We start from the raw sequence: 16525 nt of genomic DNA, 5'->3' as shown, positions 1-16525 counted from the left end.
ATAGGCGTACGTCGCGAAGCGTTAACGGTCGGCCGCCACCGGCGGCAGCTCCGCCAGCGGCCAGCGCGGGCGTACGCTGATAGACAGGTCGGCATCGACGCCGCTCTTCAGACGCACCATGCCGGCATAGGCGATCATCGCGCCGTTATCGGTGCAGAACTCTGGACGGGCGTAGAACACCGCGCCGCCGCGCTGCTGCATCATCTGCGCCAAACGCGCGCGCAGCGCACGGTTTGCGCTCACGCCGCCGGCCATCACCAGACGCGTAAACCCGGTCTGATCCAGCGCACGACGGCACTTGATCGCCAGCGTATCCACCACCGCATCTTCAAAGGCGCGCGCAATATCGGCGCGGGTTTGCGCATCATCACCGTTAGCGTGAATCGTATTGGCGGCAAAGGTCTTCAGGCCGGAAAAGCTGAGGTCCAGCCCTGGGCGATCGGTCATCGGACGCGGGAACACGAAGCGTCCCGCCACGCCCTGCTGCGCCATCTTGGAGAGAACCGGCCCACCGGGATAATCCAGCCCCAGCAGCTTGGCCGTCTTGTCAAAGGCCTCCCCCGCGGCGTCGTCAATCGACTCGCCCAGCAGGCGATATTCGCCGATGCCGGTGACGCTGATAAGCTGAGTATGGCCGCCGGAGACCAGCAGCGCGACAAACGGAAACGCCGGAGGATTCTCCTCCAGCATCGGTGCCAGCAGATGCCCTTCCATGTGGTGAACCGGGACCGCCGGCACGCCCCAGGCAAACGCCAGCGACCGCCCAACGGTCGCCCCGACCAGCAGCGCCCCAACCAGCCCCGGACCGGCGGTATAGGCCACGCCGTCCAAATCCGCCGGGGTCAGATCCGCCTCACGCAGCGCCGCCTGAATCAGCGGTACGGTCTTGCGCACATGGTCACGCGACGCCAACTCGGGAACCACACCGCCATAGTCAGCGTGCAGCTTAATCTGGCTATACAGCTGATTGGCCAGGATCCCTTTTTCATCGTCGTAAATGGCGATACCGGTTTCATCACAGGAGGTTTCGATCCCCAGAATACGCATGGCGGCTCCAACAACACGTTCAGTACAACTCAAAGTGGCGCATAATAGCACAATTCTGCTATACTACTTCGCTTTCTTACTGCGGCTCATCGCCGTTGAAGGATGAGACAGCGCTTTACAAGCGGGTGCTGTTCGGATTAAAATTCCGCACCATTTTTGAACAGCTGGCGCATGGCCAGCGAAAATACCGATTTTTATCGAGGTGAGAGGCACATGCCGGTAATTAAAGTACGTGAAAACGAGCCGTTCGACGTAGCTCTGCGTCGCTTCAAACGTTCCTGCGAGAAAGCAGGCATCCTGGCCGAAGTTCGTCGTCGTGAATTCTATGAAAAACCGACCACCGAACGTAAGCGCGCTAAAGCGTCTGCTGTTAAACGTCACGCCAAGAAACTGGCTCGCGAAAACGCACGCCGCACTCGTCTGTACTAATTTGACCGGGGTTTTCCCCGCCGAATCCAGGTCACAGACCATGTCGTTGTTTGTATCGCACGGGCAATGACATACGAAGGCCGTGCCTTCCGAAAGGAATGCGCGGCTTGTTCTCGTTTAGAGGCTGTAAAACTGTTTGCCTGTCGCCCGCTCAGGGTCGACGGCGGACAACCACTGTAAAGGGCTTATGGCTGGACGAATCCCACGCGTATTTATCAACGATCTGTTGGCTCGTACCGATATTGTCGAGCTGGTCGATGCGCGTGTGAAACTTAAGAAGCAGGGGAAGAACTACCATGCCTGCTGTCCATTCCACTCGGAAAAAACGCCCTCGTTTACCGTTAACGCGGACAAACAGTTTTACCACTGCTTCGGCTGCGGTGCCCACGGCAACGCCATTGATTTTTTGATGAACTATGACCGGCTTGAGTTTGTCGAAAGCATAGAAGAGCTGGCGACCATGGCGGGGCTGGAAGTGCCCTATGAGTCCGGCAGCGGGCCGAGCCAGATGGAGCGGCATCAGCGCCAGAATCTGTATCAGCTGATGGATAGTCTGTGCGGCTACTATCAGCAGTCCCTGCGCCAGCCGGGCGCGACGCAGGCGCAGCAATACCTGACCGGGCGCGGCATGAGCCAGGCCATTATGGATCGCTTTGCCATCGGCTACGCGCCGCAGGGCTGGGACAACGCCCTCAAACGCTTTGGCCGCGACGCGGGCGGTCGCACGGCGCTCAACGACGCCGGGATGCTGGTGAATAACGAGAACGGCCGTAGCTACGATCGTTTCCGAGACCGCATCATGATCCCTATCCGTGACAAACGCGGGCGGGTGATCGCCTTTGGCGGGCGGGTTCTGGGCAACGGCACGCCTAAATACCTGAACTCGCCCGAGACAGAAATTTTTCATAAAGGCCGCCAGCTGTTTGGCCTGTATGAGGCGCTGCAGCACGCTGCGCAGCCGGAGCGTCTGCTGGTCGTCGAAGGCTACATGGACGTCATCGCGCTGGCGCAGTATGGCGTCAACTATGCGGTGGCCTCGCTGGGAACCTCCACGACCGCTGAGCATATCCAACTATTGTTCCGCCATACCGACAGCGTTGTGTGCTGTTACGATGGCGATAACGCCGGGCGCGAGGCCGCCTGGCGCGCGCTGGAGACCGCACTGCCCTACCTGAGCGACGGCCGTCAGCTGAAGTTTATGTTTTTACCCGAGGGGGAAGACCCGGATACGCTGATCCGCCAAGAGGGGGCCGAGGCCTTCGAACGGCGAATGAACGATGCGCATCCCCTGTCCGCCTTTCTGTTCGACAGCCTGCTGCCGCAGGTCGATTTGAGTACCCCGGATGGCCGAGCCAAGCTGAGTGCGCTGGCGCTGCCGCTCATCGGCCAGGTGCCCGGCGAGACGCTGCGTCTGTATCTGCGCCAGTCGCTGGGACAGAAGCTGGGAATACTCGACGATAGCCAGCTGGAAAAACTGCTGCCTCGGCGCAGCGAAGCGGTAAAGAATTATCAGCCGCCGCGGTTAAAACCAACGACTATGCGTATACTTATAGCATTGTTGGTACAAAACCCGGCGTTAGCCGCCGAAGTACCGACGCTGGACGGATTACGCCAGCACCCGTTACCGGGCCTACCGCTGTTTATCGAGCTGGTAGAAACCTGTCTGGCGCAGCCGGGACTGACTACCGGGCAATTGCTGGAGCTGTATCGCGATAATAAATATGCGTCGCAGCTTGAAACGCTGGCAACGTGGAACCACATGATTATTGAGCCCATGGTGCTCGAAACCTTCGTGGATACCCTCGGCAGTCTGTACGACGCCGTGCTGGAGCAGCGCCTGGAGCAGCTCATCGCCCGAGCCAGAACCGACGGGCTGACGCCTGCGGAGCGCGAAGAGGTGCGCTCACTGAATGAGGCGCTGGCCAAAAAGAACTAACGCATAATAAACACCGTCGGTATTAATAGGGCGGTGACTAAACTTAATAATAAATTTAGCGGCTTGATTGCCGATACCACGCAGGATGTAGCCCCTGCATGCCGCAATACCGGGGAGCGGCGACGAATGAAAGTAACCCGCGTACGGCCCTGATAATCCGGGCCTTAAGCATCGTTGGCGGTCATAGATAATCCGACCAACACCAATTCAAACTCTGAAGTGTGGATACCGTCTTATGGAGCAAAACCCGCAGTCACAGCTCAAACTTCTTGTTACCAAGGGCAAGGAGCAAGGCTACCTGACCTATGCTGAGGTCAATGACCATCTGCCGGAAGATATCGTCGACTCCGATCAGATCGAAGACATCATCCAAATGATTAATGACATGGGCATCCAGGTGATGGAAGAAGCACCGGATGCCGATGACCTGATGCTGGCGGAGAACATTGCCGACGAAGACGCCGCAGAGGCGGCGGTACAGGTTCTGTCCAGCGTCGAATCCGAAATTGGCCGTACCACCGACCCGGTACGCATGTACATGCGTGAAATGGGCACCGTTGAGCTGCTGACCCGCGAAGGGGAAATCGATATCGCCAAGCGTATCGAGGACGGTATCAACCAGGTTCAGTGCTCCGTTGCCGAATACCCTGAGGCCATCACCTACCTGCTGGAGCAGTATGACCGCGTCGAAGCCAGCGAAGCGCGTCTGTCCGACCTGATCACCGGTTTTGTCGATCCTAACGCCGAAGAGGATATGGCCCCGACCGCAACCCACGTGGGTTCCGAGCTGCCGGAAGAGGAGCTGGACGACGACGAGGATGAGGACGAAGACGACGACGACGACAGCGACGATGACAACAGCATCGATCCGGAGCTGGCGCGTCAGAAGTTCGTTGAGCTGCGCGAACAGTACGAAAAAACCCGTCTGGCTATCAAGGCCGAAGGGCGCAGCAGCGGTAAGGCGCAGGAAGAGATCCAGAATCTGTCTGAAATCTTCAAGCAGTTCCGCCTGGTGCCGAAGCAGTTTGACTATCTGGTCAGCAACATGCGCGAAATGATGGATCGCGTACGTGGTCAGGAGCGCCTGATCATGAAGCTGTGCGTTGAGCAGAGCAAGATGCCGAAGAAAAACTTCATCACCCTGTTTACCGGCAACGAAACCAGCATCACCTGGTTTGACGCCGCGCTGGCCATGGGCAAACCCTGGGGCGAAAAGCTCAAGGATATGCGTGAAGACGTGGAGCGCAGCCTGCAGAAGCTGCACCAGATTGAAGAAGAGACCGGTCTGACCATCGAGCAGGTCAAAGACATCAACCGTCGTATGTCCATCGGCGAGGCCAAAGCGCGTCGCGCGAAGAAAGAGATGGTTGAGGCTAACCTGCGTCTGGTTATCTCCATCGCCAAGAAGTACACCAACCGCGGCCTGCAGTTCCTGGATCTGATCCAGGAGGGCAACATCGGTCTGATGAAGGCGGTCGATAAGTTTGAGTACCGTCGCGGCTACAAGTTCTCCACCTACGCGACCTGGTGGATCCGTCAGGCGATCACCCGCTCTATCGCCGATCAGGCGCGCACCATCCGTATCCCGGTGCATATGATTGAGACTATCAATAAGCTCAACCGTATTTCACGTCAGATGCTGCAGGAGATGGGGCGTGAGCCGACGCCGGAAGAGCTGGCCGAGCGCATGATGATGCCGGAAGACAAGATCCGCAAGGTGCTGAAGATTGCCAAAGAGCCGATCTCCATGGAAACGCCGATCGGTGACGATGAAGATTCGCATCTGGGTGACTTTATCGAAGATACCACTCTGGAGCTGCCGCTGGACTCCGCGACCTCGGAAAGCCTGCGCTCCGCTACCCGCGACGTGCTGGCCGGGCTGACCGCCCGCGAGGCGAAAGTCCTGCGCATGCGCTTTGGTATCGATATGAATACCGACCACACCCTGGAAGAGGTCGGCAAGCAGTTCGATGTTACCCGCGAGCGTATCCGCCAGATCGAAGCCAAGGCGCTGCGTAAGCTGCGCCACCCGAGCCGCTCTGAAGTCCTGCGCAGCTTCCTGGACGACTAAAGCCGTCTCGACCTCGCTACGCATACCCACCCCGGCCTACTGGCCGGGGTTTTTCTTTTTCAGCGCCGCGGCGCGTCCGTCAAGGTATCGCCAAGCCGCAGGCTATGCCCCGCGCTCCTGCGGCGTCAGCGCCAGATAGAGCGCCCGGTAGCTCTCTACCAGCGCGGCCAGCGTCGCCCGGTTCAGGCCACTGGGGTTTGGCAGCACCCACAGCATCGTATCGCCGATACGCAGCGCCTGGCGTCCCCAGGCGGGGCGGCGAATCCCAAACGCCTGGGTAAAGGCCTGCTTACCCAACACCGCCAGCGCCCGCGGCTGATAGCGCGCGATCTTCGCCTGCAGCGCATCGCCCCCGGCGCGCAGCTCCGCCGCCGTTAGCTCAGCGGCCGTCACCGTCGGGCGCTGTACCAGCGCGGTGATCCCACAGCCGGTATCCAATAGATGACGCTCCTCCTGAGGCGCCAGCTGGCGATCGGTAAAGCCCGCCAGGTGGATCACCGACCAGAAACGATTACGCGGATTGGCAAAATGGTAGCCCGTATGGGCCGAGCTCAATCCTGGGTTGATACCGCAAAACACCACCCGTAGCCCGGGTGCCAAAATGTCCACGCTCATCACGTCGCCTTTGCATTCTCGTCGTACCTGAAATCTTACCGTAATAACAACGGGCTAGCCATGTTCAAAAAAGCGGCGTCCGCTGCGCGAACACTGGATCTTCCCCCTTGATTTACTCTATAATCCTCGCCATTCGGCCCCTTAGCTCAGTGGTTAGAGCAGGCGACTCATAATCGCTTGGTCGTTGGTTCAAACCCAACAGGGGCCACCAAATTTTAGCTTTAGATTCAATCAATTAAGCCATCCTCAACGGGGTGGCTTTTTTGTTGGTAAACCGCGCAGTCCCCTTTTCGCCCCCGCCTCCCGCCACGCGCGCAAGCGATGCGTATAACGGCATAGCCCCTATTATCTACGCGGTGGGAAAGGAAAATAACGATTCGAAAGAACGAGACGCCGGCGGCGCGGCGCCGCCGGGTGAGAATACGCGCGGAAAGGGATGATTACAGCGTACGACGGCCAAAGGCATCCTGCCAATCCTGCTCAAACTGGGCAACCGCGGCCGTGACGGCAGGGGCGCTGATAAACTGCTCGGCGACCTCTATCGGTAGCGTAATCGCGCCGCAGCCCGCCAATAGGCAGTCCAGCGCCTGACGGGCATTCTTAAAGCTGGCGGCCAGCACCGAGGCCTGCGGCGCATGCAGGGTCAGCAGGCGCTGCAGCGCCTCTACGGTCTTAATCCCATCGCCCCCCTGCGCATCCAGGCGGTTAACGTAGGGCGCGATATAGTCGGCGCCGGCCAGCGCCGCCAGCAGTCCTTGTCCGGCGCCGTATACCGCGGTGCCAAGCGTAGGTATCCCTTCCTGTTTCAACAATTTAATTGCCGCTAACCCTTCCGACGTCACCGGCACCTTCACCACCAGATTGTCCACGATGGCGCGCAGCGCACGCGCCTCGCTCACCATGCCCTGCGCATCGTTCGCCATCACCTGGGCAAACAGACGGCCGTGGCCCCCCAGCGCATCGTACAGGCGCGGTAGCGCCTGCGCGGGCGACAAGCCACTGCGGGCAAGAATGCTGGGGTTGGTGGTGACGCCCGCCAGCGGCAGGATACGGGCCAGGCGCTGAACGGCCGCGCAGTCGGCTGTGTCGAGATAGAGTTCCATGCTTATGTCCTTAATCAACGGTGACGCAGGGCTAATTTTTGTTCAGTATAGCGGCGAAAAGCGCTCCAATTATTGATCAAAATCAAATCAACTTTCGTTCGAAAGTTATTTAATCTTCATAAGAAGAAAATGGAGCCTTGACGATGATCTTCAACATCCAGCGTTACTCCACTCACGATGGCCCGGGGATCCGCACGGTGATCTTCCTCAAAGGCTGCTCCCTGGCATGCCGCTGGTGTCAGAACCCGGAGAGTCTGACCCGGACGCCCCAGCTGCTGTATGACGAGCGCAGCTGTCTGACGGGGTGCTCACTGTGTCAGCAGGCCGCACCCGCGGTCGCGATACGCACTGGCCAGGGCCTTACTCTGCTACGCCAACGGGCCGATGCCGATACCCTTGAGCGTCTGCGCGACTGCTGCCCCAGCCAGGCGCTCACGGTCTGCGGTGAGGCGCTCGCCGTCGAGGAGATCCTACGCCAGGCTGAACGCGATCGCCCTTTCTATCAACGCAGCGGCGGCGGCATCACGCTCTCCGGCGGCGAGCCCTTTATGCAGCCGACGCTGGCCGAAACGCTGCTCCGGCGCTGTCATCAGTCGGGGATCCACACCGCCGTTGAGACCTGTCTGCATGTGCCCTGGCGCTATATCGCCCCGGCGCTGCCCTATACCGATCTGTTCCTGGCGGATCTCAAGCACGTAGACGAGGCGCGCTTTCGCGAGTGGACCGGCGGCAGCGCGCGGCGAGTTATGGATAATCTGACGCGCCTGGCCGCCGCAGGGGCGACGCTGATCCTGCGCGTACCGCTGATCCCTGGCTTTAATGCCAACCTCGATGATATCCGCCGGATAGTCGACTTTGCCGCCGTCGCGCTCACCGTCCGCGAGATCCATTTTCTGCCCTACCACACCCTGGGGCGCAATAAATACCGTCTGCTCGGTCAGCCTTATCTGGCGCCGGCGCAGCCACTAAACGATCCCGCTTTGCTCGATGCGGCGCGCGACTATGCGTGCCAGCGCGGTCTGAGCGTGATTCTGGGAGGATAATACGATGACCATACTGCAGCTGAACACCCTGAGTGAGCGTATCCGGGCGCATAAAGAGGCGCTGATCCATATCGTCACGCCGCCGATCTGCACCGAGCGGGCGGTTCACTACACCGAGGCCTACCAGCGTCATCTGGACAAGCCTGTGCCGGTACGCCGCGCGCTGGCGCTGGCGGAGCACCTGGCCCGTCGCACCATTTGGATTAACCATGATGAGCTGATCGTAGGTAATCAGGCCAGCCGAGTACGCGCGGCGCCGATCTTCCCCGAGTATACGGTCAGCTGGATCGAGAAGGAGATCGACGATCTGGCCGATCGCCCCGGCGCCGGCTTCAGCGTCACGGAAGAGGATAAAGCGGTTCTGCACCGCGTCTGCCCATGGTGGCGCGGGCAAACCGTACAGGATCGTTGCTACGGTATGTTTACTGATGAACAGAAGGCGCTGCTGGCCAGCGGCATCATCAAGGCGGAGGGCAACATGACCTCCGGCGACGCCCACCTGGCGGTCAACTATCCGCTGCTGCTGGATCTCGGGCTGGATGGGCTACGCGAGCGGGTTGCCGCGCGCCGGCGCCGCATCGATCTGACGCAGCTGGACGATCTGCACGGCGAACAGTTCCTCAAGGCTGTCGATATCACGCTTGAGGCGGTTAGCCAGCACTGTCTGCGTTTCGCCGCCCTGGCCCGACGCATGGTCGTCGATGAGCCCCGGGCCGAACGGCGCAGCGAACTGCTCACCATCGCCGACGGCTGTGAACACATCGCCCACCGCCCACCGCAGACTTTCTGGCAGGCGCTGCAGCTGTGCTACTTTATTCAGCTGCTGCTGCAGATCGAATCGAACGGCCACTCCGTCTCCTTTGGCCGCATGGATCAGTATCTCTACCCCTGGTATCGCCGCGATGTCGAGCTGGAGCAGCGCCTCAGCCGCGAGCAGGCCATTGAGCTACTGCAAAGCTGCTGGCTGAAGCTGCTGGAAGTCAACAAGATCCGCTCCGGCACCCACTCCAAGGCCTCGGCGGGCAGCCCGCTCTACCAGAACGTCACCATCGGCGGCCAGAATCTGGTGGACGGCACGCCGCAGGATGCGGTTAATCCGCTCTCCTACGCCATTCTAGAGTCCTGCGGACGCCTGCGCTCCACCCAGCCCAATCTGAGCGTACGCTACCATGCCGGGATCAGCGACGACTTCCTCGAGGCCTGCACTCAGGTGATCCGCTGCGGCTTTGGTATGCCGGCGTTCAATAACGATGAGATCGTCATTCCCGCCTTTATCGACCTTGGCGTCGCGCCACAGGACGCCTATCAGTACGCCGCTATCGGCTGCATTGAGACCGCCGTGGCGGGCAAATGGGGCTACCGCTGCACCGGGATGAGCTTTATCAACGTTGCTCGCGTCATGCTGGCGGCGCTGGAGGGGGGACGCGATGCCACCGGCGGCGACGTTTTCCTACCGCAGCCGCAGGCGCTGTCGCTGGGGAACTTCGCGGACTTCGAACAGGTCATGGCCGCCTGGGAGCGCCAGATCCGCTACTACACGCGCAAATCTATCGAGATCGAATACGTGGTTGATACGGCGCTGGAGGAGAACGCCCACGACATTCTCTGCTCGGCGCTGGTGGATGACTGCATTGAGCGTGCCAAGAGCATCAAACAGGGTGGCGCCAAATATGACTGGGTTTCCGGTCTGCAGGTCGGTATCGCCAACCTGGGCAACAGTCTGGCCGCGGTGAAAAAGCTTGTCTTTGAACAGGGCAGCATCAGCCAGCAGGATCTGGCCGACGCGCTGGCGCAGGACTTTAACGGCCCGCAGCATGAACTGCTGCGCCAGCGCCTGCTCAACGGCGCGCCCAAGTACGGCAACGACGATGACAGCGTGGACGCACTGCTGGTGCGGGCCTATGACAGCTATATTGATGAGCTCTCCCACTACCGCAACCCACGTCACGGTCGCGGGCCGGTCGGCGGCGGCTACTACGCCGGCACCTCATCGATCTCGGCCAACGTCCCCTTCGGCGCCGCCACGCTGGCCACGCCGGACGGCCGCAAGGCCCATACGCCGCTGGCGGAGGGCGCCAGCCCCGCCTCCGGCACCGACCGCATCGGACCGACGGCGGTGATGGGATCGGTCGGCAAGCTGCCGACCCGGGCCATTCTGGGCGGAGTACTGCTGAACCAGAAGCTCAACCCTGCCACGCTGGAGAATGAGCGCGATCGCCAAAAGCTGATGCTGCTGCTGCGCACCTTCTTTGAGGTCCATAAGGGGTGGCATATCCAGTACAACATCGTCTCACGCGATACCCTGCTCGATGCCAAGGCCCACCCTGAACGCTACCGCGATCTGGTGGTGCGCGTCGCCGGCTATTCGGCATTCTTTACCGCGCTGTCGCCGGATACCCAGGACGATATCATCGCCCGCACCGAACACGTGCTGTAATAAAAAACGGCGCCGTCCAACCGGGACGGCGCCGCCATACTCACCTTCGCTGCATTAATCAGTTCATCTTATGCAGGCGCTTAACATCAATCTTGGTGGTGTTCCAATCTTTGTCGACCTCACCCTGGATCTCCACCTTGTCTTTCGGCGTTATGGTCTGCCCGTTCCAGTACTTGTGGTCGATCTCAACTTCAATGGTGCCGGTGGCATCGCGGAACGTGTAGTGGTCGCCGCGCACGCGCTGTTCAATGTTGCCCTGCAGCACAACCCAGCTGTTATCGTTGAGATCTTTCGCCTTCGCCACGGTGGTTACCGCCTGCTGACCGCCGACAAAGCCGCCGCTCTGCTGGGTATTCTGAACCTGTTGCGTCGCACCCGGGCCAGAGAATCCACCTGTCTGAGCCAGAACCGGTGCACTGCACAGGGCCAGAATAGCGAAAATAGCAGCACTTTTTTTCATCATTGTTCTCCCGTTATGGAATTCAGAAAGCAGCCTCACTGACTGCCGATGAGTGCATTACACCAAACAGTCCTTAACAAGATCTTAAGTATGTATCATAGCGCTCAATTTTTTTTATCACCGCCGATAGGGGGCGATTACGCAGCGCTAACGCTGTACAAAAGGCTTGCCACACGGTTAAATCAGGCGCAATAGCCAAGGGAAAATGAGCATATGCGCGTACTGTTAATTGAAGACGATCGCCTGATTGGCGACGGTATTAAAGCCGGATTGAGTAAGATGGGATTTACCTTGGACTGGTTTACCGACGGGCAGCTAGGCATGACGGCGCTGGAGAGCGCGCCCTATGACGCCGTGATCCTCGACCTGAGCCTGCCGGGCATCGACGGGCTGGAAATTCTGCGCCGCTGGCGCGAAGCCGGGCACGCGGAGCCGGTTCTGATCCTGACCGCCCGCGATGCCCTGGAGCAGCGAGTGACCGGGCTACAGCAGGGCGCAGATGACTATCTGTGTAAGCCCTTCGCCCTGATCGAGGTCGCCGCGCGCCTGCAGGCGCTGATCCGGCGCAACCACGGCCAGGCCCAGACCCTGCTCAGCCACGGCGCGGTGAGCCTCGATCCCCTGAGCCTCACCGCGACCCTCGACGGTGCATCGCTGCCGCTAAAGCCCAAGGAGTTCGCCCTGCTGGAGCTGCTGCTGCGCAACGCCGGGCGCGTGCTGCCGCGCTCGCTGATCGAGGAAAAGCTCTACAGCTGGGATGACGATGTCTCCAGCAACGCCGTCGAGGTCCACATCCACCACCTGCGCCGCAAGCTGGGCAGCCACTTTATCCGCACCGTGCACGGCGTCGGCTACACGCTGGGAGACGCCTGATGCGCCATCTGTCCCGCCAGCTGACCCACAGCCTGCGCGCCAGGCTGACCGGCGGCTTTTTGATCCTGGTACTGCTGGTCTGGAGCAGCGCCAGCGCCCTGACCTGGTATCAGACGCGCGATGCGCTCAACGAGCTGTTCGACACCCAACAGATGCTGTTTGCCAAGCGCCTGCTGGCCTTCGATCTCAGCCAGCTAAAGCACCCGCTGCAGCTACCGCAAAGCCATGATTTACTACGTAAACACCGCGGAGATCAGGACAAGGACGCGCTGGCGTTCGCCATCTTCAACGCCGATGGACGTATGCTGCTCAACGACGGAGACAACGGCGATAATCTGGTGTACCGCTACCAGGGGGACGGCTTTACCGATGGCTATCTGGATAACGACGATGACAGCTGGCGGCTGCTGTGGCTCACCACCCCGGACGGACGCTACCGGATTTTAGTCGGCCAGGAGTGGGACTATCGCAACGACATGGCGCTGAGCATCGTCGGGGCGCAGATGGTGCCCTGGCTGGTGGCGCTGCCGGTCATGGTGATCCTGCTACTGCTGGTGGTCAGCCGCGGACTGGCGCCCTTGCACCGCCTGGCGGCGGCGCTGAGACGACGCCGCCCGGACGATGCCACCCCGTTACCCCGCGAGGCCATTCCCAGCGAGGTCTGGCCGGTAGTCGCCTCACTCAACACCCTATTTGCCCGTACCAACGCGCAGATGGTGCGCGAGCGGCGCTTTACCTCTGACGCCGCCCATGAGCTGCGAACCCCACTGGCGGCGCTGCGGGTTCAGGCCGAAGTGGTACAGCTGGCGCAGGATGATCTCGCCCTGCGTCAGCGCGCGCTGGGCCAGCTGGAGCAGGGGATCGATCGCGCGACCCGACTGGTGGATCAGCTGTTGACCCTGTCGCGCCTTGATTCACTCTCCCAGCTGGACGATGTGCAGCCGCGGGCGCTGGCCGAACTCCTACAGACGGCGGTGATCGACATGGACGCAAAGGCCCATGCCGCAGGGGTCGCCCTGGCGCTGTCGGTGGACGATCCCAAGGTATGCCGACGTATCCAGCCGCTGCTGTTCTCCCTGCTGATCCGCAACCTGCTGGATAACGCGATCCGCTACAGCCCGACGGGCAGCCAGGTCACCCTGCGGCTGACCAGCCATCGTCTGCAGATCACCGATAACGGCGCAGGCGTCAGCGATGCTGTGCTACAGCGCTTGGGCGAGCGCTTTTATCGCCCGCCGGGCCAGGAGAAAACCGGCAGTGGACTGGGACTTTCTATCGTCCGTCAAATAGCCTCCCTGCATGGGATGCAGGTGCAGTTTGACCACGCGCCGGGCGGGGGATTTCAGGCCACGCTGCGCTGGTAAGCGACGCGCACTAAGGCTCTCCGTGACTCAGACCCACCCCTGACGGCGGAACGCGTGCAGCTGCGCGACAAACAGCTGCATCTCCTGCGGCGTCCCCAGCGTCAGGCGGTTCCAGTTATTTAACGGAGGGAATGGGCGGCCGACCAGGATATGGTGCTGCTTCATTCGCGCCTGGTAGCGCGCGGCATCACCGTTAACCTGGTGAAAAATAAAGTTGGCCTGAGACGGCAGATAGGCCAGCTGCAGCTCATCCAGCGCCGCGCACACGATCTGCCGCGAGAGATCCGTCGTCTTACGGCTGTGCTCTACAAAAGCGCGGTCCTGCAGAGAGGCCAGCGCCGCAGCGGCGCCCGCGCTGTTGGTATTATCCAGCGACATCAGCGCCTCGCTCTGCGCGGCCACCGACGGCGCCGCGACCCCATAGCCCACCCGCAGCCCGGCCAGCGCATACAGCTTAGAGAAGGTGCGCGTCACCAATAGGTTCTCATGCCCCGCCTGCACCAGCGCCACGGCGCTGCGAAAGGCCGGATCGTTGACGAACTCGGCATAGGCCTCATCGATGACAAAGAAGGTATCCGGCGGCGCCTGGGTGATCCACGCCGCCAGCGCATCGGTCGGAGTAAGGGTCGCCGTCGGGTTATTCGGATTACACAGATAGACCAGCGACAGGCCGTTAAAGGCGCGAGTGCGGCGCTGCATCTCCGCCAGCGGGAACCCCAGCTGCGCATCCAGCGGCACCTTGACCACCTCAACACCCAGCGGCTGCAGATACAGCTCTGCGTAGTTAAAGGTGGGATCCGGCACCACCAGCTGCACCGCCTTTCCCTGGCGCTGTGCGGCGATCGCCTGCGCCTGCAGAATGGCGCGAATACACTCCGAGGAGCCATTGCCTAACGACAGGTGAGCCGGCGTCAGCGCCATCTCGCTGGCCAGCGCGGCAATCAGCGCCTCCCGCGCCGCATCGGGGTAACGAAAGGCGCCGGGCAGCGCGGCGGCGATAGCCTGGTGCGCCTGCGCCGACATACCGAGAGCATTCTCGTTAAAATTCAGCGCCAGCGGATGGTCAGCATCGGGCGCGGCGGGCCGTTGGGCGACAGACTGCGCCCGGGCCAGCGAGCCCGGGCCTGAGAGCGATAGCGCGCCCAGCAGGGCGACAGAGGATTTAAGCAGGGTGCGACGATCCATGGCAAAGTCCTTTTCTTTTTCCGGCTCGACCGACGCGGGGGAGCCCCGGTTCGGTCGGCGTCGGAAGACAATATTGGGATAACGGTTGAGCGAGGATAACCGCGTTCAGCATAACCAAAAATCATGCCATGACCAATATTTATTCACTTTCCATGCGTATTTATTTCAATATGGCGCGGCGTTCAGGCCGTTTTCACCGCCTTGAGCACCACAAATTTGCGGTTCATTCCCAGGGTAGCGCAGTTGCCAAACAAACGACGCAGCTTCGGATAATAGTCCAGGTGACGGTTGCCGACGATATACAGCGCCCCGTTGCGCTTCAAACAGCGCCGCGCGGCGACGAACATGTCCCACGCCACCTGATCGGTAATCGAATGCTGCTGATGAAACGGCGGGTTACACAGCACCGCGTCCAGCGTGCCGCCTTCGCGCCCCGCCAGCCCGTTACCGACCCAGAACTCGCAGCGCGCCAAATCCTGCGGACGGTTATGCTGCACGTTCAGGCGCGCCGAGGCCACCGCCATATAGGACTCATCGGCAAACAGCACCCGAGCCTGCGGGCTGCTGCTCAGCGCCGCCAGTCCCAGGACGCCGTTGCCGCAGCCCAGATCGGCCACCTCACCCTGTATCCCCTCCGGCAGGTGCTGCAGGAAAAAACGCGCACCGATATCCAGGCTGCCGCGGGAGAATACTCCTGCATGATTATGCATAGTGTAAGGTGTGCCCTCCAGCGGCCAAACGGTCGTAGCCGGCGCCGGCGTCACCGCGCGCTCGCCCACCTGACAGTAAATCAAGCGGGCCTTTTTCCACGCCAGAGAGGTATGCGTCTCCCCCAGGATCGACTCAAACAGCTGTAGGGTCGAGGTATGAATATCGCGCGCCTTGGCCGCGGCGATAATGCGGGTATCCGGCGCGACCACCGCCCGCAGCGCGTGCAGCTGTTGCTCCAGCAGCGCCAGCATTTTAGGCAGCTTAATCACCACCAGCGCGGGCGCCTCCGGCAGCGGGCTCAGGCTGTCCAGCAGGGTAACGGCATCCTCGTCCAGATCGTTAAGCTGCAGATTATGGCGCGTCGCCAGCTGGCTGACGTAGGAGTCGCTCACCGAGTAGGGACGCAGCTCGTGCAGAGCACAGGCCAGCGCGCCAAAGGCATCGTTAAAGATGATGGTCGGGCGTCCCTGCGCCTGGGTCAGATCGATCTGCTGCAGCAGATATTCGTCCGCGGCCTCCCAGGCCTGCAGGGAAGGATCGTCAGACTGACGGGGAAAACGCGCCAGCGTCAGGCCGGTGATAGCCGGACAACCGGCGCTGGATTCGAGTTGGCTCATCGCCCCTCCGCAAAAGTGCCCCGCCGTAGGCGGGCATAAAGTACAATAGCCCGCCATTGTACCTGAAGGAGGGCCAAATGACGCACCTGAGTTACCTTGCCGGCTATCCGGAGCCCCTGCTGGCGCAGGTTCGTACCCTGTTGGCGCAAAGGCGCCTGGGCGATACGCTGCGCCGCCGCTACCCCGAGCGCCATACGATCACCACGGACCGGGCCTTGTATGACTATGCGCACAGCCTGAAAAATCGCTATATGCGCAATACCCCGCCCCTTAGCCGGGTACAGTACGATAGCCGCATTCAGGTGATCCAGCAGGCGCTCGGCCTGCACAGCGCCGTATCCCGCGTTCAGGGCAACCGGCTGAAGGCCAAAGCGGAAATCCGTATCGCTAGCCTGTTCCGTCAGGGGCCAGAGGCCCTGCTGCGGATGATCGTGGTGCACGAACTGGCCCACCTGCGCGAAAAAAATCACGACAAGGCTTTCTACAGTCTGTGCTGCCATATGGCGCCCGACTATCACCAGCTGGAGTTTGATGCCCGGCTCTACCTGACCTGCCTGGATGTTGAGGGCAGCGTATATTGATCGTACAGCGAGTGTGTTAGCCTGACGGGTAATTTTTATCCTCAGGGAGACTG

14 protein-coding genes and 1 tRNA gene are annotated in these 16525 nt (G+C 61.0%); 9 read left to right on the top strand and 6 right to left on the bottom strand.

Annotated elements, in window-relative coordinates; genetic code table 11:
* Window positions 1-21 precede the first annotated feature (21 nt).
* The gene (gene tsaD / locus BRD58_RS02540) at window positions 22-1047 is read right to left on the bottom strand and encodes a tRNA (adenosine(37)-N6)-threonylcarbamoyltransferase complex transferase subunit TsaD (protein ID WP_012847329.1); all 1026 of its coding nucleotides are present in this window, start codon (window positions 1045-1047) and stop codon (window positions 22-24) included.
* Window positions 1048-1260: 213 nt separating this feature from the next.
* On the opposite strand from tsaD, the gene rpsU reads away from it, so the two are divergent.
* The 3 genes from rpsU (at window position 1261) to rpoD (ending at window position 5483) form a co-directional block, all read left to right on the top strand.
* On the top strand, window positions 1261-1476 hold the full coding sequence (gene rpsU / locus BRD58_RS02535) for a 30S ribosomal protein S21 (protein ID WP_005295814.1): 216 nt from the start codon (window positions 1261-1263) through the stop codon (window positions 1474-1476).
* Window positions 1477-1663: 187 nt separating this feature from the next.
* Window positions 1664-3412 carry a DNA primase gene (gene dnaG / locus BRD58_RS02530; RefSeq protein WP_012847328.1) on the top strand — a complete coding sequence of 583 codons (1749 nt, stop codon included), beginning with the start codon at window positions 1664-1666 and terminating at the stop codon, window positions 3410-3412.
* A 235-nt stretch (window positions 3413-3647) separates the two neighbouring features.
* Complete coding sequence (gene rpoD, locus BRD58_RS02525) at window positions 3648-5483, top strand: RNA polymerase sigma factor RpoD (protein ID WP_015460877.1); 1836 nt, start codon at window positions 3648-3650, stop codon at window positions 5481-5483.
* Window positions 5484-5585: 102 nt separating this feature from the next.
* On the opposite strand, the gene mug is transcribed toward rpoD, so the two are convergent.
* Window positions 5586-6098 carry a G/U mismatch-specific DNA glycosylase gene (gene mug / locus BRD58_RS02520; RefSeq protein ID WP_012847326.1) on the bottom strand — a complete coding sequence of 171 codons (513 nt, stop codon included), beginning with the start codon at window positions 6096-6098 and terminating at the stop codon, window positions 5586-5588.
* Between the two features lie 135 nt (window positions 6099-6233).
* Here mug and BRD58_RS02515 point away from each other — a divergent pair.
* Window positions 6234-6309 (top strand) — tRNA-Ile (locus tag BRD58_RS02515).
* Window positions 6310-6538: 229 nt separating this feature from the next.
* Here BRD58_RS02515 and fsa read toward each other — a convergent pair.
* Window positions 6539-7201, bottom strand: coding sequence for a fructose-6-phosphate aldolase (fsa, locus tag BRD58_RS02510; protein ID WP_012847325.1), 663 nt, complete (start codon window positions 7199-7201; stop codon window positions 6539-6541).
* A 143-nt stretch (window positions 7202-7344) separates the two neighbouring features.
* On the opposite strand from fsa, the gene BRD58_RS02505 reads away from it, so the two are divergent.
* Window positions 7345-8244: a glycyl-radical enzyme activating protein gene (locus tag BRD58_RS02505; protein ID WP_012847324.1), complete on the top strand. Its 900-nt coding sequence runs from the start codon at window positions 7345-7347 to the stop codon at window positions 8242-8244.
* 4 nt (window positions 8245-8248) lie between these two features.
* The gene (locus tag BRD58_RS02500) at window positions 8249-10681 is read left to right on the top strand and encodes a formate C-acetyltransferase/glycerol dehydratase family glycyl radical enzyme (protein ID WP_015460840.1); all 2433 of its coding nucleotides are present in this window, start codon (window positions 8249-8251) and stop codon (window positions 10679-10681) included.
* A 58-nt stretch (window positions 10682-10739) separates the two neighbouring features.
* On the opposite strand, the gene BRD58_RS02495 is transcribed toward BRD58_RS02500, so the two are convergent.
* Entirely contained in the window at window positions 10740-11141 is a 402-nt protein-coding gene (locus tag BRD58_RS02495) for a YgiW/YdeI family stress tolerance OB fold protein (protein ID WP_015460839.1), read from the bottom strand.
* A gap of 213 nt (window positions 11142-11354) precedes the next feature.
* Here BRD58_RS02495 and qseB point away from each other — a divergent pair, with 213 nt between their 5' ends.
* Together qseB and qseC are read left to right on the top strand one after the other, a co-directional pair.
* Window positions 11355-12014, top strand: a complete 660-nt coding sequence (gene qseB / locus BRD58_RS02490; protein ID WP_015460838.1) for a quorum sensing response regulator transcription factor QseB — start codon at window positions 11355-11357, stop codon at window positions 12012-12014.
* Window positions 12014-13378: a quorum sensing histidine kinase QseC gene (gene qseC, locus BRD58_RS02485; RefSeq protein WP_012847320.1), complete on the top strand. Its 1365-nt coding sequence runs from the start codon at window positions 12014-12016 to the stop codon at window positions 13376-13378. The genes qseB and qseC overlap by 1 nt, the downstream gene beginning before the upstream one ends.
* Window positions 13379-13405: 27 nt before the next feature.
* Here qseC and BRD58_RS02480 read toward each other — a convergent pair whose 3' ends face one another.
* Window positions 13406-14563, bottom strand: a complete 1158-nt coding sequence (locus BRD58_RS02480) for a pyridoxal phosphate-dependent aminotransferase (RefSeq protein ID WP_015460836.1) — start codon at window positions 14561-14563, stop codon at window positions 13406-13408.
* Between the two features lie 182 nt (window positions 14564-14745).
* Window positions 14746-15891: a 23S rRNA (guanine(1835)-N(2))-methyltransferase RlmG gene (gene rlmG / locus BRD58_RS02475; protein WP_012847318.1), complete on the bottom strand. Its 1146-nt coding sequence runs from the start codon at window positions 15889-15891 to the stop codon at window positions 14746-14748.
* 77 nt (window positions 15892-15968) lie between these two features.
* Between rlmG and BRD58_RS02470 the strand changes: the two genes are divergently transcribed.
* Window positions 15969-16472, top strand: a complete 504-nt coding sequence (locus BRD58_RS02470; protein ID WP_073381518.1) for a M48 metallopeptidase family protein — start codon at window positions 15969-15971, stop codon at window positions 16470-16472.
* Window positions 16473-16525 lie beyond the last annotated feature (53 nt).

The sequence above is a fragment of the Edwardsiella piscicida genome, assembly GCF_001896205.1.
In the GTDB taxonomy this organism is placed as follows: Bacteria; Pseudomonadota; Gammaproteobacteria; order Enterobacterales; family Enterobacteriaceae; genus Edwardsiella; species Edwardsiella piscicida.
This window is presented reverse-complemented; position numbering and strand designations above follow the sequence as displayed.

Excerpts from the sequence above, each read along its gene's own strand:
- qseB (WP_015460838.1), top strand. The coding sequence starts at position 11,355 with ATGCGCGTACTGTTAATTGAAGACGATCGCCTGATTGGCGACGGTATT.
- qseC (WP_012847320.1), top strand. The coding sequence starts at position 12,014 with ATGCGCCATCTGTCCCGCCAGCTGACCCACAGCCTGCGCGCCAGGCTG.
- fsa (WP_012847325.1), bottom strand. The coding sequence starts at position 7,201 with ATGGAACTCTATCTCGACACAGCCGACTGCGCGGCCGTTCAGCGCCTG.
- tsaD (WP_012847329.1), bottom strand. The coding sequence starts at position 1,047 with ATGCGTATTCTGGGGATCGAAACCTCCTGTGATGAAACCGGTATCGCC.
- BRD58_RS02470 (WP_073381518.1), top strand. The coding sequence starts at position 15,969 with ATGACGCACCTGAGTTACCTTGCCGGCTATCCGGAGCCCCTGCTGGCG.
- dnaG (WP_012847328.1), top strand. The coding sequence starts at position 1,664 with ATGGCTGGACGAATCCCACGCGTATTTATCAACGATCTGTTGGCTCGT.
- rpsU (WP_005295814.1), top strand. The coding sequence starts at position 1,261 with ATGCCGGTAATTAAAGTACGTGAAAACGAGCCGTTCGACGTAGCTCTG.
- rlmG (WP_012847318.1), bottom strand. The coding sequence starts at position 15,891 with ATGAGCCAACTCGAATCCAGCGCCGGTTGTCCGGCTATCACCGGCCTG.
- BRD58_RS02500 (WP_015460840.1), top strand. The coding sequence starts at position 8,249 with ATGACCATACTGCAGCTGAACACCCTGAGTGAGCGTATCCGGGCGCAT.
- mug (WP_012847326.1), bottom strand. The coding sequence starts at position 6,098 with ATGAGCGTGGACATTTTGGCACCCGGGCTACGGGTGGTGTTTTGCGGT.
- rpoD (WP_015460877.1), top strand. The coding sequence starts at position 3,648 with ATGGAGCAAAACCCGCAGTCACAGCTCAAACTTCTTGTTACCAAGGGC.
- BRD58_RS02480 (WP_015460836.1), bottom strand. The coding sequence starts at position 14,563 with ATGGATCGTCGCACCCTGCTTAAATCCTCTGTCGCCCTGCTGGGCGCG.
- BRD58_RS02505 (WP_012847324.1), top strand. The coding sequence starts at position 7,345 with ATGATCTTCAACATCCAGCGTTACTCCACTCACGATGGCCCGGGGATC.
- BRD58_RS02495 (WP_015460839.1), bottom strand. The coding sequence starts at position 11,141 with ATGAAAAAAAGTGCTGCTATTTTCGCTATTCTGGCCCTGTGCAGTGCA.